General features: G+C 43.4%; 15 protein-coding genes. 1 reads left to right on the forward strand and 14 read right to left on the reverse strand.

The genetic code is table 11. From position 1 onward, the window contains the following. Positions 1-192: 192 nt before the first annotated feature. The 4 genes from PGU50_RS02965 to PGU50_RS02980 all read right to left on the reverse strand — a co-directional run bounded on the left by PGU50_RS02965 (position 193) and on the right by PGU50_RS02980 (position 4,498). The gene (locus tag PGU50_RS02965; RefSeq protein WP_270246098.1) at positions 193-768 is read right to left on the reverse strand and encodes a transposase; all 576 of its coding nucleotides are present in this window, start codon (positions 766-768) and stop codon (positions 193-195) included. 94 nt (positions 769-862) lie between these two features. Next, a complete protein-coding gene (locus PGU50_RS02970) occupies positions 863-2,164 on the reverse strand; it encodes a diaminopimelate decarboxylase (RefSeq protein ID WP_022220112.1) in 1,302 nt (433 codons plus the stop codon). A 20-nt stretch (positions 2,165-2,184) separates the two neighbouring features. After that, on the reverse strand, positions 2,185-3,621 hold the full coding sequence (gene pyk, locus PGU50_RS02975) for a pyruvate kinase (protein WP_270246099.1): 1,437 nt from the start codon (positions 3,619-3,621) through the stop codon (positions 2,185-2,187). A 43-nt stretch (positions 3,622-3,664) separates the two neighbouring features. Continuing rightward, on the reverse strand, positions 3,665-4,498 hold the full coding sequence (locus PGU50_RS02980) for a membrane protein (RefSeq protein WP_008372258.1): 834 nt from the start codon (positions 4,496-4,498) through the stop codon (positions 3,665-3,667). A gap of 261 nt (positions 4,499-4,759) precedes the next feature. On the opposite strand from PGU50_RS02980, the gene PGU50_RS02985 reads away from it, so the two are divergent. Beyond that, positions 4,760-9,001 carry a 2-hydroxyacyl-CoA dehydratase gene (locus tag PGU50_RS02985; RefSeq protein WP_270246100.1) on the forward strand — a complete coding sequence of 1,414 codons (4,242 nt, stop codon included), beginning with the start codon at positions 4,760-4,762 and terminating at the stop codon, positions 8,999-9,001. Positions 9,002-9,588: 587 nt separating this feature from the next. On the opposite strand, the gene PGU50_RS02990 is transcribed toward PGU50_RS02985, so the two are convergent. The 10 genes from PGU50_RS02990 to PGU50_RS03035 form a co-directional block, all read right to left on the reverse strand. Next, entirely contained in the window at positions 9,589-10,893 is a 1,305-nt protein-coding gene (locus PGU50_RS02990) for an aminotransferase (RefSeq protein WP_270246101.1), read from the reverse strand. 379 nt (positions 10,894-11,272) lie between these two features. Beyond that, positions 11,273-12,811 (reverse strand): 2,3-bisphosphoglycerate-independent phosphoglycerate mutase, encoded by a 1,539-nt coding sequence (gene gpmI, locus PGU50_RS02995; RefSeq protein ID WP_270246102.1) that lies wholly within the window; start codon positions 12,809-12,811, stop codon positions 11,273-11,275. A gap of 149 nt (positions 12,812-12,960) precedes the next feature. Beyond that, positions 12,961-13,710: a triose-phosphate isomerase gene (gene tpiA / locus PGU50_RS03000; RefSeq protein ID WP_008372272.1), complete on the reverse strand. Its 750-nt coding sequence runs from the start codon at positions 13,708-13,710 to the stop codon at positions 12,961-12,963. 41 nt (positions 13,711-13,751) lie between these two features. Then, a complete protein-coding gene (locus PGU50_RS03005; RefSeq protein ID WP_022220114.1) occupies positions 13,752-14,945 on the reverse strand; it encodes a phosphoglycerate kinase in 1,194 nt (397 codons plus the stop codon). A 262-nt stretch (positions 14,946-15,207) separates the two neighbouring features. Beyond that, positions 15,208-16,221 carry a type I glyceraldehyde-3-phosphate dehydrogenase gene (gene gap, locus PGU50_RS03010; protein ID WP_118217788.1) on the reverse strand — a complete coding sequence of 338 codons (1,014 nt, stop codon included), beginning with the start codon at positions 16,219-16,221 and terminating at the stop codon, positions 15,208-15,210. 137 nt (positions 16,222-16,358) lie between these two features. After that, entirely contained in the window at positions 16,359-17,162 is an 804-nt protein-coding gene (locus PGU50_RS03015; RefSeq protein ID WP_270246103.1) for a histidinol-phosphatase HisJ family protein, read from the reverse strand. Positions 17,163-17,272: 110 nt separating this feature from the next. Further along, positions 17,273-18,352 carry a tRNA 2-thiouridine(34) synthase MnmA gene (gene mnmA / locus PGU50_RS03020; RefSeq protein ID WP_117556678.1) on the reverse strand — a complete coding sequence of 360 codons (1,080 nt, stop codon included), beginning with the start codon at positions 18,350-18,352 and terminating at the stop codon, positions 17,273-17,275. Positions 18,353-18,375: 23 nt separating this feature from the next. Continuing rightward, positions 18,376-18,819 (reverse strand): Fe-S cluster assembly scaffold protein NifU, encoded by a 444-nt coding sequence (gene nifU / locus PGU50_RS03025; RefSeq protein WP_008372281.1) that lies wholly within the window; start codon positions 18,817-18,819, stop codon positions 18,376-18,378. A gap of 39 nt (positions 18,820-18,858) precedes the next feature. Next, complete coding sequence (gene nifS, locus PGU50_RS03030) at positions 18,859-20,040, reverse strand: cysteine desulfurase NifS (RefSeq protein WP_270246104.1); 1,182 nt, start codon at positions 20,038-20,040, stop codon at positions 18,859-18,861. Next, the gene (locus PGU50_RS03035) at positions 20,033-20,476 is read right to left on the reverse strand and encodes an RrF2 family transcriptional regulator (RefSeq protein ID WP_055260503.1); all 444 of its coding nucleotides are present in this window, start codon (positions 20,474-20,476) and stop codon (positions 20,033-20,035) included. The genes nifS and PGU50_RS03035 overlap by 8 nt, the downstream gene beginning before the upstream one ends. Between the last annotated feature and the right edge of the window lie 128 nt (positions 20,477-20,604).

Consider the following 20,604-nt stretch of genomic DNA (forward strand, 5'->3'; position numbering starts at 1 on the left):
CTTTTCTTTTCAATATCTATTATTATAGCATAATACTATCGTCCTATGCAGCTTATAATTTACCAAAACGGTTGTAAAACCATTGGTTTTAGCAATGGTAAGGGCCAATCCGCTAAATTGACACTCCCCGTAGTTAAAACCAGGGAATTCTCGGTTCTGTGAGGTCTGCCGTCGGGGACCGATATTGGTCCTCTAGGGTCTTACGTCCTCTCCCCGAGCGTTTAGGCGGTTACAGCCGCCACGGTTCCCGCGTGCCCCGCGGTACCTTCCGTGTTGGAGAGGATGCGCTTTCCTTCCGCCAGTATGTTCTTCAGGTGTTCTGCTTGGAAGAGAAGCTATACGACGTCCACGTCTGTCTTCCAGACCCGCTTGACCCATCTTTTCGTATCGTATTACCCAATTGCGAACTTGTTGATAGGAACAATCATATTTGAGTGCCATTGCACCAGAATTATACACCTTAATCCAATCGGAAAGCTGTCTGTGTGAACGAATTCCGTATTTTGTGCAAATATCCTGAAGAGATCCTTCTCCGTTAAGATAATCATTTATAGCAGATATTTTTAAATCTTTTGAATAAGATTTGTTTTTCGGTTGATTGAGTAATCCAGTTGGTCCATCATACTGATAAATAGAAATCCAATTTCGAATACTATGATGATCAACTCCCAATTCTTTTCCTGCTTGCCGTATGCCAATTTCTCCTGCAAGGTAGCGTTCGACTATTTTTACTTTTTCTACTGATTCTATCTTACTCTTTCTGAACATGAAAATACCCCCATATAGGACTTTTATATTTCATTGTCCTATATGAGGGTAGCATATCAAAATCCAGGGGCGTTTTCTATCTCAGCTTATAATTCTATTTTCCGAGCTTATCCGCTTCTTCCGTATTCTTCTTAAGTTCCTCATAAACCGGGAAGCAGTCGAAAGTTGCAAAGTAATCCATCGGCGTCTCTGCTCTGCGGATCAGCTGTGTACCTCCGTCCTCTTTCAGAAGAACTTCTGCGGAACGAAGACGTCCGTTGTAATTATATCCCATAGAGAATCCATGTGCTCCGGTATCATGGATCACAAGCAGATCTCCCATGTCAATCTTCGGAAGCTGACGGTCGATTGCAAATTTATCATTATTCTCGCACAGAGAACCAGTCACATCATAAGTATGATCGCATGGTTCATTTTCTTTTCCCATGACAGTAATGTGATGGTAGGCACCATACATAGCCGGACGCATCAGGTTTGCGGCACATGCATCTACACCGATGTACTCTTTGTGCGTATGCTTTTCATGGATTGCTTTTGTCACAAGGCATCCATAAGGTCCAAGCATAAAACGGCCAAGCTCTGTGTAAATCGCCACATCGCCCATTCCAGCCGGAACAAGAACCTCTTCGTACACTTTTCTTACACCTTCACCGATCACCTTGATATCGTTCGGTTCCTGATCCGGTTTGTAAGGGATTCCCACACCACCGGAAAGGTTGATGAACTTGATATGTACACCGGTCTCCTTCTGAAGCTTAACTGCTACTTCAAACAAAGTACGTGCAAGTGTCGGATAATATTCATTAGTTACAGTATTACTTGCAAGGAATGCATGGATACCGAACTCTTTTGCGCCCTTGGACTTCAGGATCTTGAATGCCTCAAAAATCTGTTCAGTTGTCATACCGTATTTGGCATCTCCCGGATTATCCATAATGCTGTTGGAAATTTTGAAAAGTCCACCCGGATTATAACGGCAGCTGATTGTCTCCGGAATCTTTCCGATCGTCTTTTCCAGAAAATCAATGTGTGTGATATCGTCCAGGTTGATGATCGCGCCGAGCTTATCAGCAAGTGCAAATTCCTCTGCAGGTGTATCATTGGAAGAAAACATAATATTTTCTCCAACCTGTCCGACAGACTCAGACATTAAAAGCTCTGTATAGGAAGAGCAGTCACATCCGCATCCATATTCTTTTAAAATATTGAGGATATATGGGTTTGGAGTTGCCTTTACTGCAAAATATTCTTTATATCCTTTGTTCCATGCAAATGCTTCTTTGAGTGCTTTTACATTTTCACGAATCCCTTTTTCATCATAAAGATGAAACGGAGTCGGATATTCTTTTACGATTTCATCTAACTGTGTCTTTGTTACGAATGGTTCTTTTTTCATTCTGTTCATCTCTCTTTCGTCTAGTCGATGGTTGCAATACGCATCATATTACTTACAGAACCCTTTTCACGCTGTACGCTCGGTGAAGGAATACCAGCTGTCAGGACAACAATATCTCCACTGTCCACGCATTTCTTTGCCTGTGCAAGATCAATTGCCCCACTGCAGATATCATCTGTTGTATGGAATTCCAGAGACTTCAATCCTCTTACGCCCCAGTAGATCGACATCCGGCGAAGGGTACGTTCGTTCGGTGTAATTCCAAGGATTTCCTGCTTCGGACGAAGGTTGGATACAACCCTTGTTGTTGCACCGGATACAGATGGAGTGATGATGCATCTTGCATTCAGGTTCGCTGCCGCAAGTACAGAAGCATATCCGATTGCACTGGACACACCTGACTTCAGATGATCTCCGGCTTTAGCAAGAATGGAATCATAGTCCAGATGTTCCTCTGTCGTCTCTACAATTTGAACCATCATCTGGAGTGCTTCCAGAGGGTATTTCCCCTGTGCTGTCTCTCCGGAAAGCATAACTGCATCTGTTCCGTCGTATACCGCATTGGCAACGTCCGTCACTTCTGCTCTTGTCGGACGCGGATTACGCATCATGGAATCCAGCATCTGTGTTGCAGTAATAACAGTCTTAAAGTTGTCATTACATTTCTGGATGATCATTTTCTGGAGATGCGGCACTTCCTCTGCCGGAATCTCTACACCAAGATCTCCACGTGCCACCATGATACCATCAGCCGCACGGATGATCTCATCAATATTCTCAATGCCTTCTGCGTTCTCTACCTTTGCAATGATTGGAATATACGGAGCGCCGAGTTCTTTTAAGTATGCCTTGATCTCAAGTACACACTCTGCATTTCTTACAAATGATGCTGCGATAAAGTCAATATCCTGCTCTACACCGAAACGGATATCATCCTTATCTTTTTCTGTAATAGCCGGAAGACGAATGGCTACGTTCGGTACGTTAACACCTTTTCTTTCGCCAAGTTCTCCACCATTTACTACAGAACAGACAATCTCTGTCTCTGTCTTGCTCTCTACACGAAGTCCGATCAGACCATCGTCAATCAGAATGGTGCAGCCTTTATAAATATCCTGTACCAGTCCCTTATATGTGATAGATACTCTCTTATTATCTCCTATGATATCTTCTGTTGTCAGAGTGAAGGTTTCTCCTTCTTTTAAAGTAATTTTCTTTCCGTCTTTCAGAATTCCTGTACGGATTTCCGGTCCCTTTGTATCTAGAAGGATTGCTGTGTTTGCATGTTCCTCTTCACGAAGTTCTTTGAGCATATCCATTCTGAATTTCTGTTCTTCATGATCACCATGTGAGAAATTGAAACGTGCCACATTCATTCCATTCTGGATCAGCTTTCTCATCATTTCTCTGTCGTTGGTGTTTGGTCCCATTGTACAAACAATCTTGGTTTTTTTCATTGTTTCCTCCTCTTATTATTCAATTTGATTCTATGTTAGAACTCTACTTCACATGTTCGTGTGTGAAAAGATGGTCCTGGCAATATTCATAATTCCCGTTACACTTTGAACAATAACGGAACTCCAGTGTCGGATCGTCAAGTTCAGTACGACCGCACACTGCACATCTGTGCTTTGCACCGCCTGCATACTGATTCTGCGGACGGCTTATCTGCTTCTGGAATTTCTTTCTGCGGGCAGCCTGTTTCGGACTGTGTCCACGCAGATTCCGGTTGCAGAAAAAGAAAATAATAAAGTTCAAAAGGGATGCGATGATCACGATCCGTATGATCAGACCGCCCTGCACTGCGTCTACCGCAAGCAGAACCACATCCAGAATTGCAAGCCACTTCATCTTGATCGGGATAATGCCGTAAAGCAAAAGCTGATAATCCGGCATGATGGATGCACATGCAAGGAAAATGGACATATTGATATAGTAAGTACTGTAAAGACTTCCAAATCCGGTAATGCCTCCGATCAGTCCATTCACAATAAAAGCTCCAATAACTGTAAATAATATTCCTGAAAAAATGTAAACATTGTAACGAAATGCCCCCCAGTAGCTTTCCAGCGTATTACCAAGGGAATAGTATAACAGCATCATAAAGATAACAAAAATAATATTGTCATTCGGCGGGATGATCACCCAGCTTAGAAGTCGCCACACCTGCCCTTTCAAAATCAGTGCTGGTTCCAGTGTAAAATAGGTAAGAAGCTGTGGCATCGTAAAACTCAAAAGATATCCGATTGCATAGCCTGCAAGCAGATACATCGTAAGATTTCTAATTGCATAGCGCCCGAACCTGCGCTCCATTTTATCTAACCAGTTCTTCATTCAAACTCTCCTTCCACGTATGTTATTTTATCGTCTGCTTTTTACTTTGTCAATTCCATTCCACCTCTTTACTCTCTTTTCACATAATTTACATCTTTTGTTCACTTCCAGGCACTTTTTTCTACAATGCCATACACAACTTCTATTTGTATTTTCGTTGGTTCTGTCGTATAATGTAAGATACTGTAGTTCTCTGCGAACTACATTTAATAGGTAATAACACAGACAAATTTTTTAATTGTAATAAGGAGTAGTTAAATCATGAATCAGACAGAATTACATACCCTGGGAATTGACATCGGTTCTACAACTGTTAAAATCGCAGTTCTGGACAGTAATAATGATGTTCTGTTTTCTGATTACGAGCGTCACTTCGCCAATATTCAGGAAACCCTTTCTGATCTGCTTGGCCGTGCTATCTACAAACTCGGTCAGATCAAGGTATCTCCAATGATTACCGGATCAGGTGGTCTTACTCTGGCAAAGCATCTTGGCGTACCTTTTGTCCAGGAGGTTGTTGCCGTTTCCACCGCTCTTCAGGATTATGCACCACAGACCGATGTAGCGATCGAGCTGGGCGGCGAAGATGCCAAGATCATCTATTTTGAAAATGGAAATATTGAGCAGCGTATGAACGGAATCTGCGCCGGAGGTACCGGATCTTTCATCGATCAAATGGCGTCCCTTCTCCAGACAGATGCAACCGGTCTGAACGAATATGCCAAAAATTACAAAGCACTTTATACGATTGCAGCTCGCTGTGGCGTATTTGCCAAGACAGATATCCAGCCGCTGATCAATGACGGTGCTACCAAAGAAGACCTGTCTGCTTCTATTTTCCAGGCAGTCGTCAACCAGACCATCAGTGGTCTTGCCTGCGGAAAACCAATCCGCGGACATGTTGCTTTCCTCGGTGGACCGCTTCATTTCCTCTCTGAACTGAGAGAAGCGTTTATCCGTACTCTCAAGCTGGATGACGAACACATTATCGCACCAAAGTATTCCCATCTTTTTGCAGCCGTCGGCTCTGCGCTGAACTCTAAAAAGGATGTAGTCACCTCTCTTGGTGAGATGCAGAAAAAGCTGGATGCCCATATTGAAATGGACTTTGAAGTTGAGCGTATGCAGCCACTCTTTTCCAGTGAAGCAGATTACAATGAATTTAAGAACCGCCATGCAAAGCATCAGGTGCCGGTTGGTGATCTTGCCAGCTACCGCGGTAATGCCTACCTTGGAATCGATGCCGGTTCTACCACCACGAAAGCCGCTCTGGTCGGAGAAGACGGTACTCTTTTGTACTCCTTCTACCATGGCAATGACGGTGATCCTCTTGGTACGACCATCGGTGCGATCAAGGATATTTACAGCCAGCTTCCGGAAGGCGTACAGATCGTTCACTCCTGCTCAACCGGTTACGGAGAAGCGCTCATTAAAGCCGCACTTCTTCTGGATGAAGGCGAAGTTGAAACCGTATCTCACTATTACGCCGCTTCTTTCTTCGAACCGGATGTAGACTGTATCCTCGATATCGGTGGTCAGGATATGAAGTGTATCAAGATCAAGAATCAGACTGTAGACAGCGTACAGCTCAACGAAGCATGTTCTTCCGGATGCGGTTCCTTTATCGAGACTTTTGCCAAATCCCTGAACTACACCGTAGAGGATTTTGCACATGAAGCACTTTTTGCGAAACATCCGATTGACCTCGGTACCCGTTGTACCGTATTTATGAACTCAAAGGTAAAACAGGCGCAAAAAGAAGGTGCTGAAGTATCCGATATTTCAGCCGGACTTGCTTATTCGGTTATTAAAAATGCCCTTTTCAAGGTTATCAAGGTATCCGATGCATCTGAGCTTGGTAAAAAAATTGTTGTACAAGGTGGTACATTCTACAATGATGCCGTGCTCAGAAGCTTTGAGACCATCGCCGGATGTCAGGCAATCCGTCCGGATATTGCAGGAATCATGGGTGCTTTTGGAGCTGCACTGATTGCAAGAGAACGCTATGGTTTCAAAGAATGTAAAAATACAACCATGCTTTCCATTGATGAAATCAATGAACTTACCTATACAACCTCAATGGCAAAATGTAACGGCTGTACCAACAACTGTCGTCTGACCATCAACAAATTCAGCGGCGGACGTCGTTTTATTTCCGGAAACCGTTGCGAGCGCGGTCTTGGAAAAGAGAAAGCAAAGAGTGATGTACCAAACCTTTTCGCTTATAAAAATGAACGTTATTTTGGTTACACCCCATTAGATCCATCCGAAGCAAAACGTGGAACGGTTGGTATTCCGAGAGTTCTGAACATGTATGAGAACTATCCGTTCTGGTTTACTTTCTTCACAAAGCTGGGATATCATGTGGTACTCTCTCCTGCTTCTACACATAAGATTTATGAACTTGGTATTGAATCTATTCCGAGCGAATCCGAGTGTTATCCGGCAAAGCTGGCGCACGGACATGTACAGTGGCTGATCAACCATGGTGTAGACTTTATCTTCTACCCTTGCATACCATACGAACGTAGTGAATTTGCCGATGCCGACAATCATTATAACTGCCCGATCGTCACCTCCTACGCGGAGAACATCAAGAACAATATGGATCCGATCGTACACGGTGAAGTGGATTTCATGAATCCATTCCTCGCCCTCACAAGCGAAGAGACAATCACAGACGGACTGGTCCGTGAATTTACTTCTGCAAAGAATCTTCCAGCAGAAGAAATCAAAAATGCCGCTCATGCTGCATGGGAAGAACTTGCTGCATGCCGTCAGGACATCCGCAAAAAGGGTGAAGAAACACTCGCTTACATGGAAAAGACAGGAACCCGCGGCATTGTACTTGCCGGTCGTCCATACCATTACGATCCGGAGGTCAACCACGGTATCCCGGAGATGATCACCTCCTACGGACTTGCCGTTCTGACGGAAGATTCTATCTCCCATCTGAATCCGGTAGAACGTCCGCTGATTGTTATGGATCAGTGGATGTATCATTCCCGACTGTACGCAGCAGCCAATTTTGTAAAGACAAGAGATGATCTGGATCTGATCCAGCTGAACTCTTTCGGATGCGGTCTTGATGCCGTAACAACCGATGCTGTTGCAGATATTCTGACCGGTTCCGACAAGATTTATACCTCTCTTAAGATTGATGAGGTTAATAACCTGGGTGCTGCACGTATCCGTATCCGTTCTCTTCTCGCCGCCATCCGCGTCCGCGAGCAGAAGCATATGGAGCGCACCATTCGTCCGGCAAATATCGAAAAAATTCCTTTTACAAAGGAAATGAAGGAAACCTATACCATTTTGTGTCCGCAGATGTCACCGATCCACTTTTCACTGATTGAGCCAGCCTTCCAGGAAGCAGGCTACAAACTGGAAGTACTGAAAAATGATAACAAGCATGCAGTTGACATGGGCCTTAAATATGTAAACAATGATGCCTGCTATCCGTCTCTGATGGTAGTTGGACAGATCATGGAGGCTATCCTTTCCGGCAAATATGACACCGACCACCTGGCTGTCATTATTTCGCAGACCGGTGGCGGATGCCGTGCTTCCAACTATATCGGATTTATCCGCCGTGCTCTTAAAAAAGCCGGTTACGGACATATCCCTGTTATTTCAATCAACTTAAGCGGACTTGAAAGCAATCCTGGATTCAAGATCACCCTTCCACTTGTACTGAAAGGTGTGTATGGTCTGATATTTGGTGATCTCTTCATGCGCTGCCTGTACCGTGTCCGCCCATATGAAGCTGTTCCAGGCTCTGCCAATACCATGCATAAGAAATGGGAAAAGACAGTTATCGAATTTATCAAGAAAGGTTATCCAAGCAGACACGAATTTAAGCGTCTCTGCCGCCAGATCGTAGAAGATTTTGATTCTCTTCCATTAAAAGATGTCAAAAAGCCACGTGTCGGAGTTGTCGGAGAAATCCTTGTTAAATTCCTTCCAGCTGCCAATAACTACCTGGTAGATCTTCTTGAACAGGAAGGTGCCGAAGCCGTGGTTCCGGATCTGACCGACTTCCTGCTCTACTGCTTCTACAATACAAACTTTAAAGCAGAACATCTCGGCATGAAGAAATCAACCGCCCGCATGGGTAATCTCGGAATCAAGGCTCTGGAATGGTTCCGCAAGCCTGCCGTTGATGCATTAAAAGCAAGTAAACGCTTCGATCCACCATCACATATTGAACACCTGGCTTCGATGGCAAAAGAAATTGTTTCTCTTGGAAACCAGACCGGTGAAGGATGGTTCCTTACCGGAGAAATGCTGGAGCTGATCCACAGCGGTGCACCAAACATTGTCTGCACACAGCCTTTCGCCTGTCTGCCAAACCACGTAGTCGGAAAAGGTGTTATTAAAGAACTGCGCCGCCGTCATCCGGAATCCAACATCGTTGCAATCGATTATGATCCGGGAGCAAGCGAAGTAAACCAGCTGAACCGCATCAAACTGATGCTTTCGACTGCGCAGAAGAAGATGTAGAAATTTAGGATATGTAAAATATATTTGGTTGCAATAAGACGACCAGAGGAAACAAAGTACTCCCTCACATTCAGTTGCACTAACCACTTCGTTCAAGCCTCTTAAGGCAGGAATCGTGTTCAGCAAAGGCTTCCACGATTCCTGAGTCTTGAACTCCGTAGTGCAAATTCATGTGAGGGAGTACTTTGTTTTCTCTGGTCTGTATATTGGTAACTTTGTTTTACATATGCGAAAGTTTTTTGGGTGGTGAGGACTAGGATTTAGGGAATTGCAGTCGGAAGGGAAGATTAGTGTAATATCTTTCTTTACAGTTTTTTCTCTCCGAATTCAGCACCGTCATTTTTACCAGTACAGTTAAACGGTCGATTTTACAAAAGAAAGTCCGCCAATTCACTTTTTGTGCAATGTAGATGAGACTCAGGAAGCGTGGAAGCCTTTGCTGAACACGCTTCCCGCCCTAAGAGGCTCATCGGAATGGTTTGCACAATGGAATTGGAGGACTTTCTTTTGTAAAATCGACCACACAACCTTTATTTAAAAAAACAGCGGACTCCCTTTCGGGAAAGTCCACTGTTTTCTCACATATATTAAGCTTCTTCGACTTCTACTTTTTCGCCAAGAATTTTATCAATACTTACCAGTTTTACGCTGAGTACGAATACCTGTGCTGCAACTTCCAGTTCTTCTGGTGTCGGGAAGGACGGTGCAATTCGGATATTGCTGTCTTTTGGATCCTTTCCGTATGGGAAGGTTGCTCCCGCTTTTGTCATGATCAGTCCGGCTTCTTTTGCTTTTGCTACGATTGCTTTGGCACATCCATCCAACGCATCGAAGGAAATGAAGTATCCTCCTCGCGGTGCCATCCAGGAACCAATCTCAAGTTCGCCAAGCTCACTTTCCAGTACATTTAATACGGTGTCAAATTTCGGTCTTAAGATATCTGCATGTTTCTTCATATGCTGAACCATTCCATGGATATCACCGAAGAAACGCGCATGTCTGAGCTGGTTTAATTTATCATGACCGATGGTCTGTACGGACATCATCTTGCGGATTTCCGCAAGGTTTTCATCGGATGCCGCAATTGCTGCAATACCAGAACCCGGGAAGCTGATCTTGGAAGTAGAACCGAATTTGTAAACCATGTTCGGATGTCCTTCTTTTTTACATTCCATCAGAATCTCGATCAGATAATCCTGTTTATCCTCATACAAATGATGGATTCCATATGCATTATCCCAGAAAATACGGAAATCTTCTGCCGCTGGATTTAATTTCGCAAAACGGTGTACGGTTTCATCAGAATAAGTGATTCCCTGTGGGTTAGAATATTTCGGTACACACCAGATACCTTTTACAGCCGGATCATTCTCCACATACTGCTCTACCAGATCCATATCCGGTCCATCCGACGTCATTGGAATATTGATCATCTCAATTCCAAAATGTTCGGTGATTGCAAAATGTCTGTCATATCCAGGTACCGGGCAGAGGAATTTTACCTTGTCAAGCTTTGCCCAAGGGGTGCTTCCCATGATACCATGTGTCATCGCTCTTGCAACAGTATCATACATTACGTTCAGGCTGGAGTTACCAAAGATGATAATATTATCCTTCGGTACTTCCATCATATCAGAAAGAAGCTGTTTTGCTTCTTTGATTCCATCGATCACTCCATAGTTACGGCAATCTACTCCTTCTTCGCAGACAAGATCTGATGTGCTCTTAAGTACATCCATCATCCCCATAGAAAGATCAAGCTGTGCTTTGGACGGTTTACCTCTGGACATATCCAGTTTCAGACCTTTTCCTTTAACATCTTCAAATTCTTTTTCCAGTCTGCTCTTTAATTCAAGCAGTTCTTCTCTACTCATATCTCTATATGCAGTCATCTTGAAAACCTCCCATAATCATCAACTAATCATTGTGTGTTTCTTGCCGTACTTTATACTTCCGAAATCTGCCATCTGCAGTTTCTTTCAGCTGTTTTGACAACATCAAAACTCACTACAAGTAGTAAGTATATAGGAAAAATGATTTTTCGTCAACTAATTCTTGCATATAAATATGATATATCGTGATTTTTGTTGATTTAAATGTGTTTTTTTGAATTTTTGTTTTTCATTTCATGCATTTTTCCATTTCAATGCTTTTCAAAAAGAGTAGATCAGATTTATATGCAGCATATTTTCTTTTCTCCTGCAGTATGTTTTGCTCTTCTGACAACAAAACACCCGGAACCATTTTCATGATTCCGGGCAAATATATTTACTATTTTACTAATAATGATTTTCCAGTCATATCTGCTGGCTGCTGCATTCCCATCAGCTCGATCAGCGTCGGAGCGATGTCTGCAAGGCATCCGCCTTCACGAAGCTTATATGCAGGATCTGCATTTACAAGAATGAACGGAACCGGGTTCGTTGTATGAGCGGTAAATGGTTCTCCTGTCTCTTCATCGATCAGCTGTTCTGCATTTCCGTGGTCAGCGCAGATAAACATCTGTCCACCAACTTCTTGCACTGCATCAACTGCTTTTCCTACACATTCATCAACAGCTTCAATTGCTTTGATCACTGCTGCTTCTACACCGGTATGGCCAACCATATCCGGGTTTGCAAAGTTAATTACGATTACGTCGTACTTGTCCGCTTTGATTGCATCTACAAGCTTGTCACATACTTCATATGCACTCATCTCCGGCTTCAGATCGTAAGTTGCAACCTTAGGCGATTTGACAAGGATTCTGTCCTCTCCCTTGTTCGGTTCTTCTACTCCACCATTAAAGAAGAAGGTAACATGTGCATATTTCTCTGTCTCGGCGATTCTTGCCTGTGTCATGTTGTTTGCTGCAAGAAATTCGCCAAATGTATTCGTGATGCCTTCTTTTACAAATGCAACCATTTTATTTGGAATTGTCTCATCATACTCTGTAAAACATACATAAGTTGTCTTGATACGTTCTTCTCTGTCAAATCCGTCAAAATCATCCGCACAGAATGTTCTGGTGATTTCTCTTGCTCGATCCGGGCGGAAATTAAAGAAGATCACAGAATCTCCGTCTTTTACAGTTGCAACCGGTGTACCGTTTTTTGTCACTACAAATGGTACTACGAATTCGTCAGTTACTTCTTTGTCGTAAGAAGCCTGGATTCCTTCTGTTGCTGATGCTGCTGTGTCACCTTCGCCGCGTGTAAGTGCTGCGTATGCTTTTTCTACACGGTCCCAACGGTTGTCACGGTCCATTGCATAGTAACGTCCGGAAACACTTGCAACTTCACCTACACCGATTTCTTTCATCTTTGCTTCTAACTGTTCAACATATTCTTTTCCAGATGCCGGAGGTGTATCACGTCCGTCAAGGAAGCAGTGAACATATACTTTGTCCAGCCCCTGTCTCTTTGCAAGTTCCAAAATTCCATAAATATGTGTAATATGACTGTGTACACCACCATCAGATACCAGTCCCATCAGATGAAGAGCTGTACCGTTCTTCTTCGCATTTTCACAGGCTGCAAGAAGTGCCTTATTTTCAAAGAAATCGCCATCAGCGATTGCTTTTGTGATCTTGGTGAGCTCCTGGTAAATAATACGTCCTGCACCCATATTCATATGACCTACTTCCGAGTTACCCATCTGACCGTCCGGAAGTCCTACAGCAAGTCCGCTTGCATTTCCTTTTACAAACGGATATTCAGCCATTAATTTATCCATAACCGGTGTGTTTGCCTCTGCAATACCGTTGCCTTTCTTTTCATCTCTCAGACCGTAACCGTCTAAGATCATCAAAACTGTTGGTTTTTTACTCATCGTCTTACACTCCTTCATTTTGTCTTAAAGCGTTTGATTTCTCTTTCAGTTAAATATTGTACATGATTTTATATATGCTTGCAAGCACTTGTTAAAACTTTGACAGCTGAAAAACGCAGGCATTTCTGCCTGCGCCTTGGTATAATTGACTATTTCCAGTTTACAATCTTACCAAAATCTGGTTTTAAAGAAGCACCACCTACAAGTCCACCATCGATATCCGGCTGAGCGAATAATTCCGGTGCTGTAGCTGCATTTACAGATCCGCCGTACTGAATACGGATTGCTTCTGCTGTAGCTTCATCATAAACTTCAGCGATACATTCACGGATAGCTTTGCAAACCTCCTGAGCCTGCTCTGTTGTAGCTGTCTTACCGGTTCCGATTGCCCAGATTGGCTCATAAGCGATAACTGCTGTCTTAGCCTGATCTGCTGTTACATTCTGGAATCCAACTTTAACCTGCTGACGGATGAAGTCCATTGTCACACCCTGTTCACGCTGTTCAAGAGTTTCTCCACAGCACATGATCGGTGTAAGTCCGTGTTCAAATGCTTTCAGCATCTTTTTGTTCACAGTCTCGTTTGTCTCTGCGAAGTATTCTCTTCTTTCAGAGTGTCCGAGAACAACATATTTAACACCAGCATCTGTAAGCATGTTCGGAGAGATTTCTCCTGTGTATGCACCTTTTTCTTCAAAGTACATATTCTCTGCTCCAACCTGGATGTTGCTTCCTTTTGCAGCTTCTACAACCGGAATGATATCGATTGCCGGTACGCAGAATACCACGTCAGCCTCTTCTGTCACAACCAGAGATTTGAGTGTATTCACAAGCTCTACTGCCTCTGAAGGTGTCATATTCATTTTCCAGTTACCTGCAATAATTTTCTTTCTTGCCATTGCAATAATCTCCCTTATTTTATCTTAATTACAGACGCTGCTTATTTATCGTTAGCAGCTGCTACACCTGGCAGTTCCTTACCTTCAAGGAATTCAAGGGAAGCTCCGCCACCTGTAGAGATGTGAGTCATCTTGTCGCCGTATCCGAGCTGGTTAACTGCTGCTGCCGAATCACCACCACCGATGATTGTTACTGCATCTGTCTCAGCAAGTGCTTTTGCGACTTCTTCTGTTCCTTTTGCAAAGTTCGGCATCTCGAATGCACCCATAGGTCCGTTCCATACAACTGTCTTTGCATCTTTTACAGCGTCAGCATAGATCTTGATTGTCTCTGGTCCGATGTCAAGTCCTTCCCATCCTTCCGGAATTTCGCCAGCTTTAACAACTTTGATATTTGCATCATTTGAAAAATCATCTGCAATTACGTTGTCTACCGGAAGAAGGAGTTTTACGCCTTTGTCTTTAGCTTTCTGAATCATGTTCAGTGCATATTCACAGTAATCTTCTTCAAGAAGAGATTTTCCAACGGTTCCGCCCTGTGCTTTGCTGAATGTATAAGACATACCTCCACCAATGATCAGAGTGTCTACTTTATCGATCAGGTTTTCGATTACAGAAATCTTGCTTGAAACTTTAGCTCCACCAAGGATTGCAACGAACGGTCTTTCCGGATTGTTTACTGCATTTCCAAGGAAATCGATTTCTTTCTGCATAAGATATCCTACAACTGCTGTATCAACATATTTGGTAACACCAACGTTAGAGCAGTGTGCACGATGAGCTGTTCCGAATGCATCGTTTACGAATACATCACAAAGAGAAGCGAGTTCCTTAGAGAATTCATCTCCGTTCTTTGTTTCTTCTGCTCTGTAACGTGTATTTTCAAGAAGGATTACCTCTCCATCTTTCATAGCTTCAACTGCTGCTTTTGCATTTGGTCCTACTACTTCAGGATCTGCTGCGAATTTTACTTCCTGTCCGAGAAGTTCTGAAAGTCTTACTGCGACCGGTGCAAGAGAAAGCTCCGGTTTCGGTTCTCCCTTCGGTTTACCAAGATGTGAGCAGAGGATTACTTTTCCTCCGTCAGCGATCAGTTTCTTGATTGTAGGAAGTGCTGCAACAAGACGGTTCTCGTCTGTGATCTTTCCATCGATCAGCGGTACGTTAAAATCGCATCTTACAAGGACTTTTTTCCCTTTTACATTGATATCATCTACAGATTTTTTGTTAAGCATAATCCTGCCTCCTGTTTACATTTCGTTTAAATGGGATGTGCCCGGGCATATCCCCGTGCTAAGCGCAGTCGCTTGCGGCAATCTACGTTTTCGCACGAATACGCATTTTGAGCACATAGTGCCCTTTATTTAACAGGAAGCTCCATCAGAATTTCCTGTTAAATAAAAGAGCCCGGTCCATGTAGACCGGACCCTTGCTTGAGTCTAACTCTGGAATATTCCAGTAAGAATCAATTCAGCCTGTCCAAACAAACGTTACGGATTAAAGTAATGTTCCGAAGTGTTTGATTGTTCTTACCATCTGGCTTGTGTAAGAGTTTTCATTGTCATACCAAGAAACAACCTGTACTTCTGTTGTTCCGTTGTCAAGCGGAAGTACCATTGTCTGAGTGGAATCGAAAAGAGAACCAAATCTCATTCCTACGATATCGCTAGAAACGATCTGATCTTCGTTGTATCCAAATGATTCGTTAGAAGCTGCTTTCATAGCTGCGTTAATCTGTTCAACTGTTACGTTTCCTTCAACTACAGCTGTAAGGATTGTTGTAGATCCTGTAGGGGTTGGTACACGCTGTGCAGATCCGATAAGTTTTCCGTTAAGTTCCGGAATGACAAGTCCGATTGCTTTAGCTGCTCCTGTGCTGTTAGGAACGATGTTAACTGCTGCTGCACGAGATCTTCTCAAATCACCTTTTCTCTGTGGTCCGTCAAGAGTCATCTGATCACCTGTGTAAGCATGGATTGTGCACATGATACCAGATTTGATCGGTGCAAGATCATTAAGAGCCTTAGCCATTGGTGCAAGACAGTTTGTTGTACAAGAAGCTGCAGAAATGATTGCGTCTTCTTTTGTAAGCTGTGTATGGTTTACATTGTAAACGATTGTAGGAAGGTCATTTCCTGCCGGTGCAGAAATGATAACGTGTTTAGCACCTGCATCGATATGTGCCTGAGCTTTTGCTTTAGATGTGTAGAATCCTGTACATTCAAGAACTACATCTACTCCGATTTCTCCCCATGGAAGTTCAGCTGCATTAGCTTTAGCGTAGATTTTGATTTCTTTTCCGTCTACTGTGATGGAGTCTTCTCCAGCAGATACTTTATCAGCTAATTCATATTTTCCCTGTGTTGAATCATATTTTAATAAGTGAGCCAGCATCTTAGGAGATGTAAGGTCGTTGATTGCTACGATCTCAAATCCCTCTGCTCCAAACATCTGTCTGAATGCAAGACGTCCAATACGTCCAAATCCATTGATTGCTACTTTTACTGCCATGATTTAGTCCTCCTAAAGATAAATTGTATTACTGTATATAACAGTTACATTTTTCTTGATAAATCTTATCATTGTTTAAGATTTATCAACTGTAATTTATTGTACTAAATTCAGAACAAAAATTCAATCCCCTTTTTTCACTTTATTTTTCTGAAAACCGGGGCCCTTTTTATGAATTCTGCATAATATTTAAAACCACATGCTTCGAGAATATTGTCAACTATGTTAAAATCATACCCTACATGCTCTGGTTTATGTGCATCTGCGCCGACGGTGAGGATCTCTCCACCAAGCTCTTTGTATCTTTTTAACACATCCGGATGCGGGTGTGCAAAAGGAAGGCCATACTTCAGTCCTGCCGTATTGACTTCCAGCCCTTTTCCGTGTTCAATAAGATACCGCAGGATTTCATCTATTTCATCCGCAAATCTGCCGTAAGAATATTCCTGTTCCCGATGTTTTCCATAGCGTACCACATAATCCAGATGTCCGAGCACATCAAAATCCGCTACAACCCTGATATCGGCTATTGTCTCCTGAAGTGCCATCCGGTAGGCCTCTTCATCCGAAATCCCCTCAAAGAACTCAGGATAATAAGGATCCTTTCCACCAACCACATGCATGGATCCGATCACAAAGTCATACGGATATGCCGTAGTAAATGCTTTTGCCTTCTTCGCAAGGTGCGGCTGAAGTCCAAACTCCACACCGATCCGGATATCCAGCTTCTCCTTATACTTTTCCTTCAGTGCTCCAAGCTCTTTAAAATAGGTTTCCGGATCAAACACAAATTCAATATCATCACAAAAATAATCAATATCTTCATGATCCGTAAAACAGATTGCTTCCAGTCCTTTATCGATTGCTGCAAGAACCATATCTTCCGGTTTTGCCTCTGAATCTCCGGAAAAATAAGTGTGCATATGGCAGTCCGCTCTCATATTTTCCCCTCCTTGTCATTCTTCATGTGTAAATCCACCCGGCTTTCCCGCAAATCATTTGTTGGATTGCAGTACGGTCCCAATATACCAAAAAGCAGAACAATTCTGAGCTATCCCAGAATTGTTCCGCCTCCAAGTACATAATCTCCATCATACAGTACCAGTGCCTGCCCCGGTGTAACCGCTCTCTGCGGTGTCTCAAAGATGCACTCTATCTCATCTTCTCCCGTTTTGCGGACTGTGCACCAGTCCCCTTTATGGTTGTATCTGATTTTGGCAAATACGCGCATCTCACCTTCCAGATCCTCTACTGTCATAAAGTTCAGCTTATTTGCACGGACCCGCGTCGTCATCAGATCTTCATTCGTCCCTATCACAACTTCATTCGTATCCGGACGGATCTCAAGCACGAATGCCTGATACCCAAGAGAAAGTCCAAGTCCTTTTCTCTGTCCGATCGTATAGTGGATGATTCCTTTATGCCGTCCCAGGATCTTTCCGTCCGGTGTTACAAAATTACCTTCCGGGATTTTCTGGTTACTTTCTTCTTCAATAAAAGATGCATAATCGTCATCGGATACAAAACAGATATCCTGACTGTCCGGTTTGTTCGCAATCTGCAATCCGATCTCTTTTGCGATCTCGCGTATCTGGTCTTTTTCGTATTCACCGACAGGCATCAGCGTTCTTCTCAGCTGATCCTGGGTAAGATTATAAAGCGCATAGGTCTGGTCTTTTGACCAGGTTGCCGAATGCCGGATCGCATAGCGTCCGTTCGGCAACTGTTCTACTCTCGCATAGTGACCTGTTGCAATATAGTCTGCTCCGATCTCCATGCTCCGTGTAAGAAGAGATTCCCATTTTACATAACGGTTACACGCAATGCACGGATTTGGTGTCCGGCCATGCAAATATTCATCCACAAAATAATCGATTACCTTCTCCTGAAAATCCTTCTTGAAATTCATCACATAATACGGAATGCCGATCTGTGCCGCAACTTTTCTGGCATCATCTACCGCGCTGAGTCCACAGCATCCGCCGTTTTCTTCCTGTATTTTCGATTCTTCGTCCTGCCAGATCTGCATCGTCACACCGATCACATCATATCCCTGTTCTTTTAGAAGATATGCCGCTACCGATGAGTCGACACCACCTGACATTCCGACTACCACTTTCTTTTTTGCCATTCTCTTTTCTCCTGCAGAAAATTCTAATACTCTTCCTCTTCTGCTTCTTCACCTTCACTGATATCGTTCTTCGGCTTCTGGAGTCCTTCGATCTTGATCCCGTGCTTCTCTGCATAATCCCACAGCGCTGCATGGATTGCCTCCTCTGCCAGTAAAGAACAGTGTACCTTAACCGGCGGCAGTCCGTCAAGTGCTTCCATAACGGCTTTGTTTGTTACCTGCATTGCTTCTGAAATATGTTTTCCCTTTACAAGTTCTGTCGCCATACTGCTTGTTGCAACAGCCGCGCCACATCCGAATGTCTTAAATTTTACATCATTAATAATTCCGTTATCATCAATATCAAGGTAGATTCTCATGATATCACCACATTTGGCGTTACCAACAGTACCCACTCCGCTTGCGTTCTCGATTTCTCCCATATTACGTGGATGCTGAAAATGATCCATTACTTTCTCTGTATACATTGTAAATTCCTCCTAAAGCTGTATTTTCTATCGAATTATTTATTCTGTTTTTTTTGCAAAATCTTCATAAAGCGGTGACATTCCGCGTAAATCGCTTACGATTGTCTTAAGCTGATCTACTACATAATCAATGTCTTCTTTTGTGATCTCTTCATTCAGAGTCAGGCGCAGAGATCCATGCGCAATCTCGTGCGGCAGTCCGATTGCAAGAAGTACATGGGATGGATCAAGAGATCCGGATGTACATGCAGATCCACTGGATCCACAAATTCCTGCCATATCAAGACGGATCAGCATAGATTCGCCCTCAATGAAACGGAAGCAGAAGTTTGCGTTATTTGGCAGACGGTCTGTCGGATGTCCGTTCAGCTTAGTGTACGGGATTTCTTCCATCACACGTTTGATCAGATAATCTCTCATCTCGCGCTCTTTTGCTGTACGTTCTTCCATCGTAGCGATAGCACGTTTTGTTGCTGTACCGATTCCAACAATACCCGGAACATTTTCTGTACCTGCACGACGTTTTCTTTCCTGTGCCCCACCATGAACGAAGGAACGGATCTTCACGCCTTTTCTGATATAGAGGAATCCGATTCCTTTTGGTCCGTTCAGCTTGTGTCCGCTGGCACTTAACATATCAATATGACATTCATCTACATTGATCGGGACCTGTCCGAAAGCCTGTACGGCGTCTGTGTGGAACAGGATACCATGTTTGTGAGCGATCTCACCGATCTCTTTGATCGGTTCAATTGTTCCGATCTCGTTGTTTGCATACATTACAGAGATCAGGATGGTATCCGGGCGGATTGCTGCTTCCACATCTGCCGGATTTACTTTTCCGTATTCATCCACATCAAGATAAGTCACTTCAAGCCCACGTTCTTCCAAATAAGCTGCTGTATGCAGGATCGCATGATGTTCGATCTTGGTTGTGATAATATGTTTTCCTTTATTCTGATAAGCCTCAGCGGTTGCTTTGAGTGCCCAGTTGTCAGACTCTGATCCGCCGGCTGTAAAATAAATTTCGTTGCTCTTTGCACCGAGTGCGGTTGCGATTCTTTCTCTCTGTTCTGCCACGACATCTTTGTTATGGGATGCGAAGCTGTAGATCGCAGAAGGATTGCCATACTGCTCTGTAAAATATGGCAGCATTGCTTCCAGAACTTCTGGTGCAGTTTTTGTTGTTGCTGCGTTATCCAAATAAATTAATTTACTCATCTTTTTGTCCTTCTTTCTTTATTTCTTTATTCATTTCCACAAGGGTATTTATCATAATACTGTCTACCGTCTGTGCCATGCTTTCATTGACTTTCTTCCAGACATATTTCGTGATACAGCTGCCCTGGATCTCGCAGCTGTCTTCCGAATGAAGTGCTGCACAAGTCGCAGGTTCCAGGTCTCCTTCAAGTGCTCTGAGTACATCACCAACAGAAACTTCCGCCGCATCCTTTGCCAGCCGATATCCTCCTCCCGCTCCACGGATACTCTTGACAAGACCTGCCTTTTTCAGCTTCGCCATGAGCTGTTCCAGATATCGTTCCGATATCTCCTGCCTGGCTGATATACTGCTGATGGAAACCGGTTCTTCTGCGCCATAACACGCAAGATCGATAAAGGCGCGCAAACCATAACGACCCTTCGTTGAGATCTTCAATCCATCACCTTCTCTTTATTTTTATATCCCACTGTTTTACTAGGATTTCTTGCAAATTGAGAATATCACCTCTGTTATGTTCTGTCAAGGCTCTTTCTTGCATATATTTTAAAACAAAAATGCCTTTG

This window comes from Coprococcus sp. AM11-30B (assembly GCF_027674365.1).
In the GTDB taxonomy this organism is placed as follows: domain Bacteria; phylum Bacillota; class Clostridia; order Lachnospirales; family Lachnospiraceae; genus Allocoprococcus; species Allocoprococcus comes.

Excerpts from the sequence above, each read along its gene's own strand:
- PGU50_RS02965 (WP_270246098.1), bottom strand. The coding sequence starts at position 768 with ATGTTCAGAAAGAGTAAGATAGAATCAGTAGAAAAAGTAAAAATAGTC.
- PGU50_RS02970 (WP_022220112.1), bottom strand. The coding sequence starts at position 2,164 with ATGAAAAAAGAACCATTCGTAACAAAGACACAGTTAGATGAAATCGTA.
- pyk (WP_270246099.1), bottom strand. The coding sequence starts at position 3,621 with ATGAAAAAAACCAAGATTGTTTGTACAATGGGACCAAACACCAACGAC.
- PGU50_RS02980 (WP_008372258.1), bottom strand. The coding sequence starts at position 4,498 with ATGAAGAACTGGTTAGATAAAATGGAGCGCAGGTTCGGGCGCTATGCA.
- PGU50_RS02985 (WP_270246100.1), top strand. The coding sequence starts at position 4,760 with ATGAATCAGACAGAATTACATACCCTGGGAATTGACATCGGTTCTACA.
- PGU50_RS02990 (WP_270246101.1), bottom strand. The coding sequence starts at position 10,893 with ATGACTGCATATAGAGATATGAGTAGAGAAGAACTGCTTGAATTAAAG.
- gpmI (WP_270246102.1), bottom strand. The coding sequence starts at position 12,811 with ATGAGTAAAAAACCAACAGTTTTGATGATCTTAGACGGTTACGGTCTG.
- tpiA (WP_008372272.1), bottom strand. The coding sequence starts at position 13,710 with ATGGCAAGAAAGAAAATTATTGCAGGTAACTGGAAAATGAATATGACA.
- PGU50_RS03005 (WP_022220114.1), bottom strand. The coding sequence starts at position 14,945 with ATGCTTAACAAAAAATCTGTAGATGATATCAATGTAAAAGGGAAAAAA.
- gap (WP_118217788.1), bottom strand. The coding sequence starts at position 16,221 with ATGGCAGTAAAAGTAGCAATCAATGGATTTGGACGTATTGGACGTCTT.
- PGU50_RS03015 (WP_270246103.1), bottom strand. The coding sequence starts at position 17,162 with ATGAGAGCGGACTGCCATATGCACACTTATTTTTCCGGAGATTCAGAG.
- mnmA (WP_117556678.1), bottom strand. The coding sequence starts at position 18,352 with ATGGCAAAAAAGAAAGTGGTAGTCGGAATGTCAGGTGGTGTCGACTCA.
- nifU (WP_008372281.1), bottom strand. The coding sequence starts at position 18,819 with ATGTATACAGAGAAAGTAATGGATCATTTTCAGCATCCACGTAATATG.
- nifS (WP_270246104.1), bottom strand. The coding sequence starts at position 20,040 with ATGAGTAAATTAATTTATTTGGATAACGCAGCAACAACAAAAACTGCA.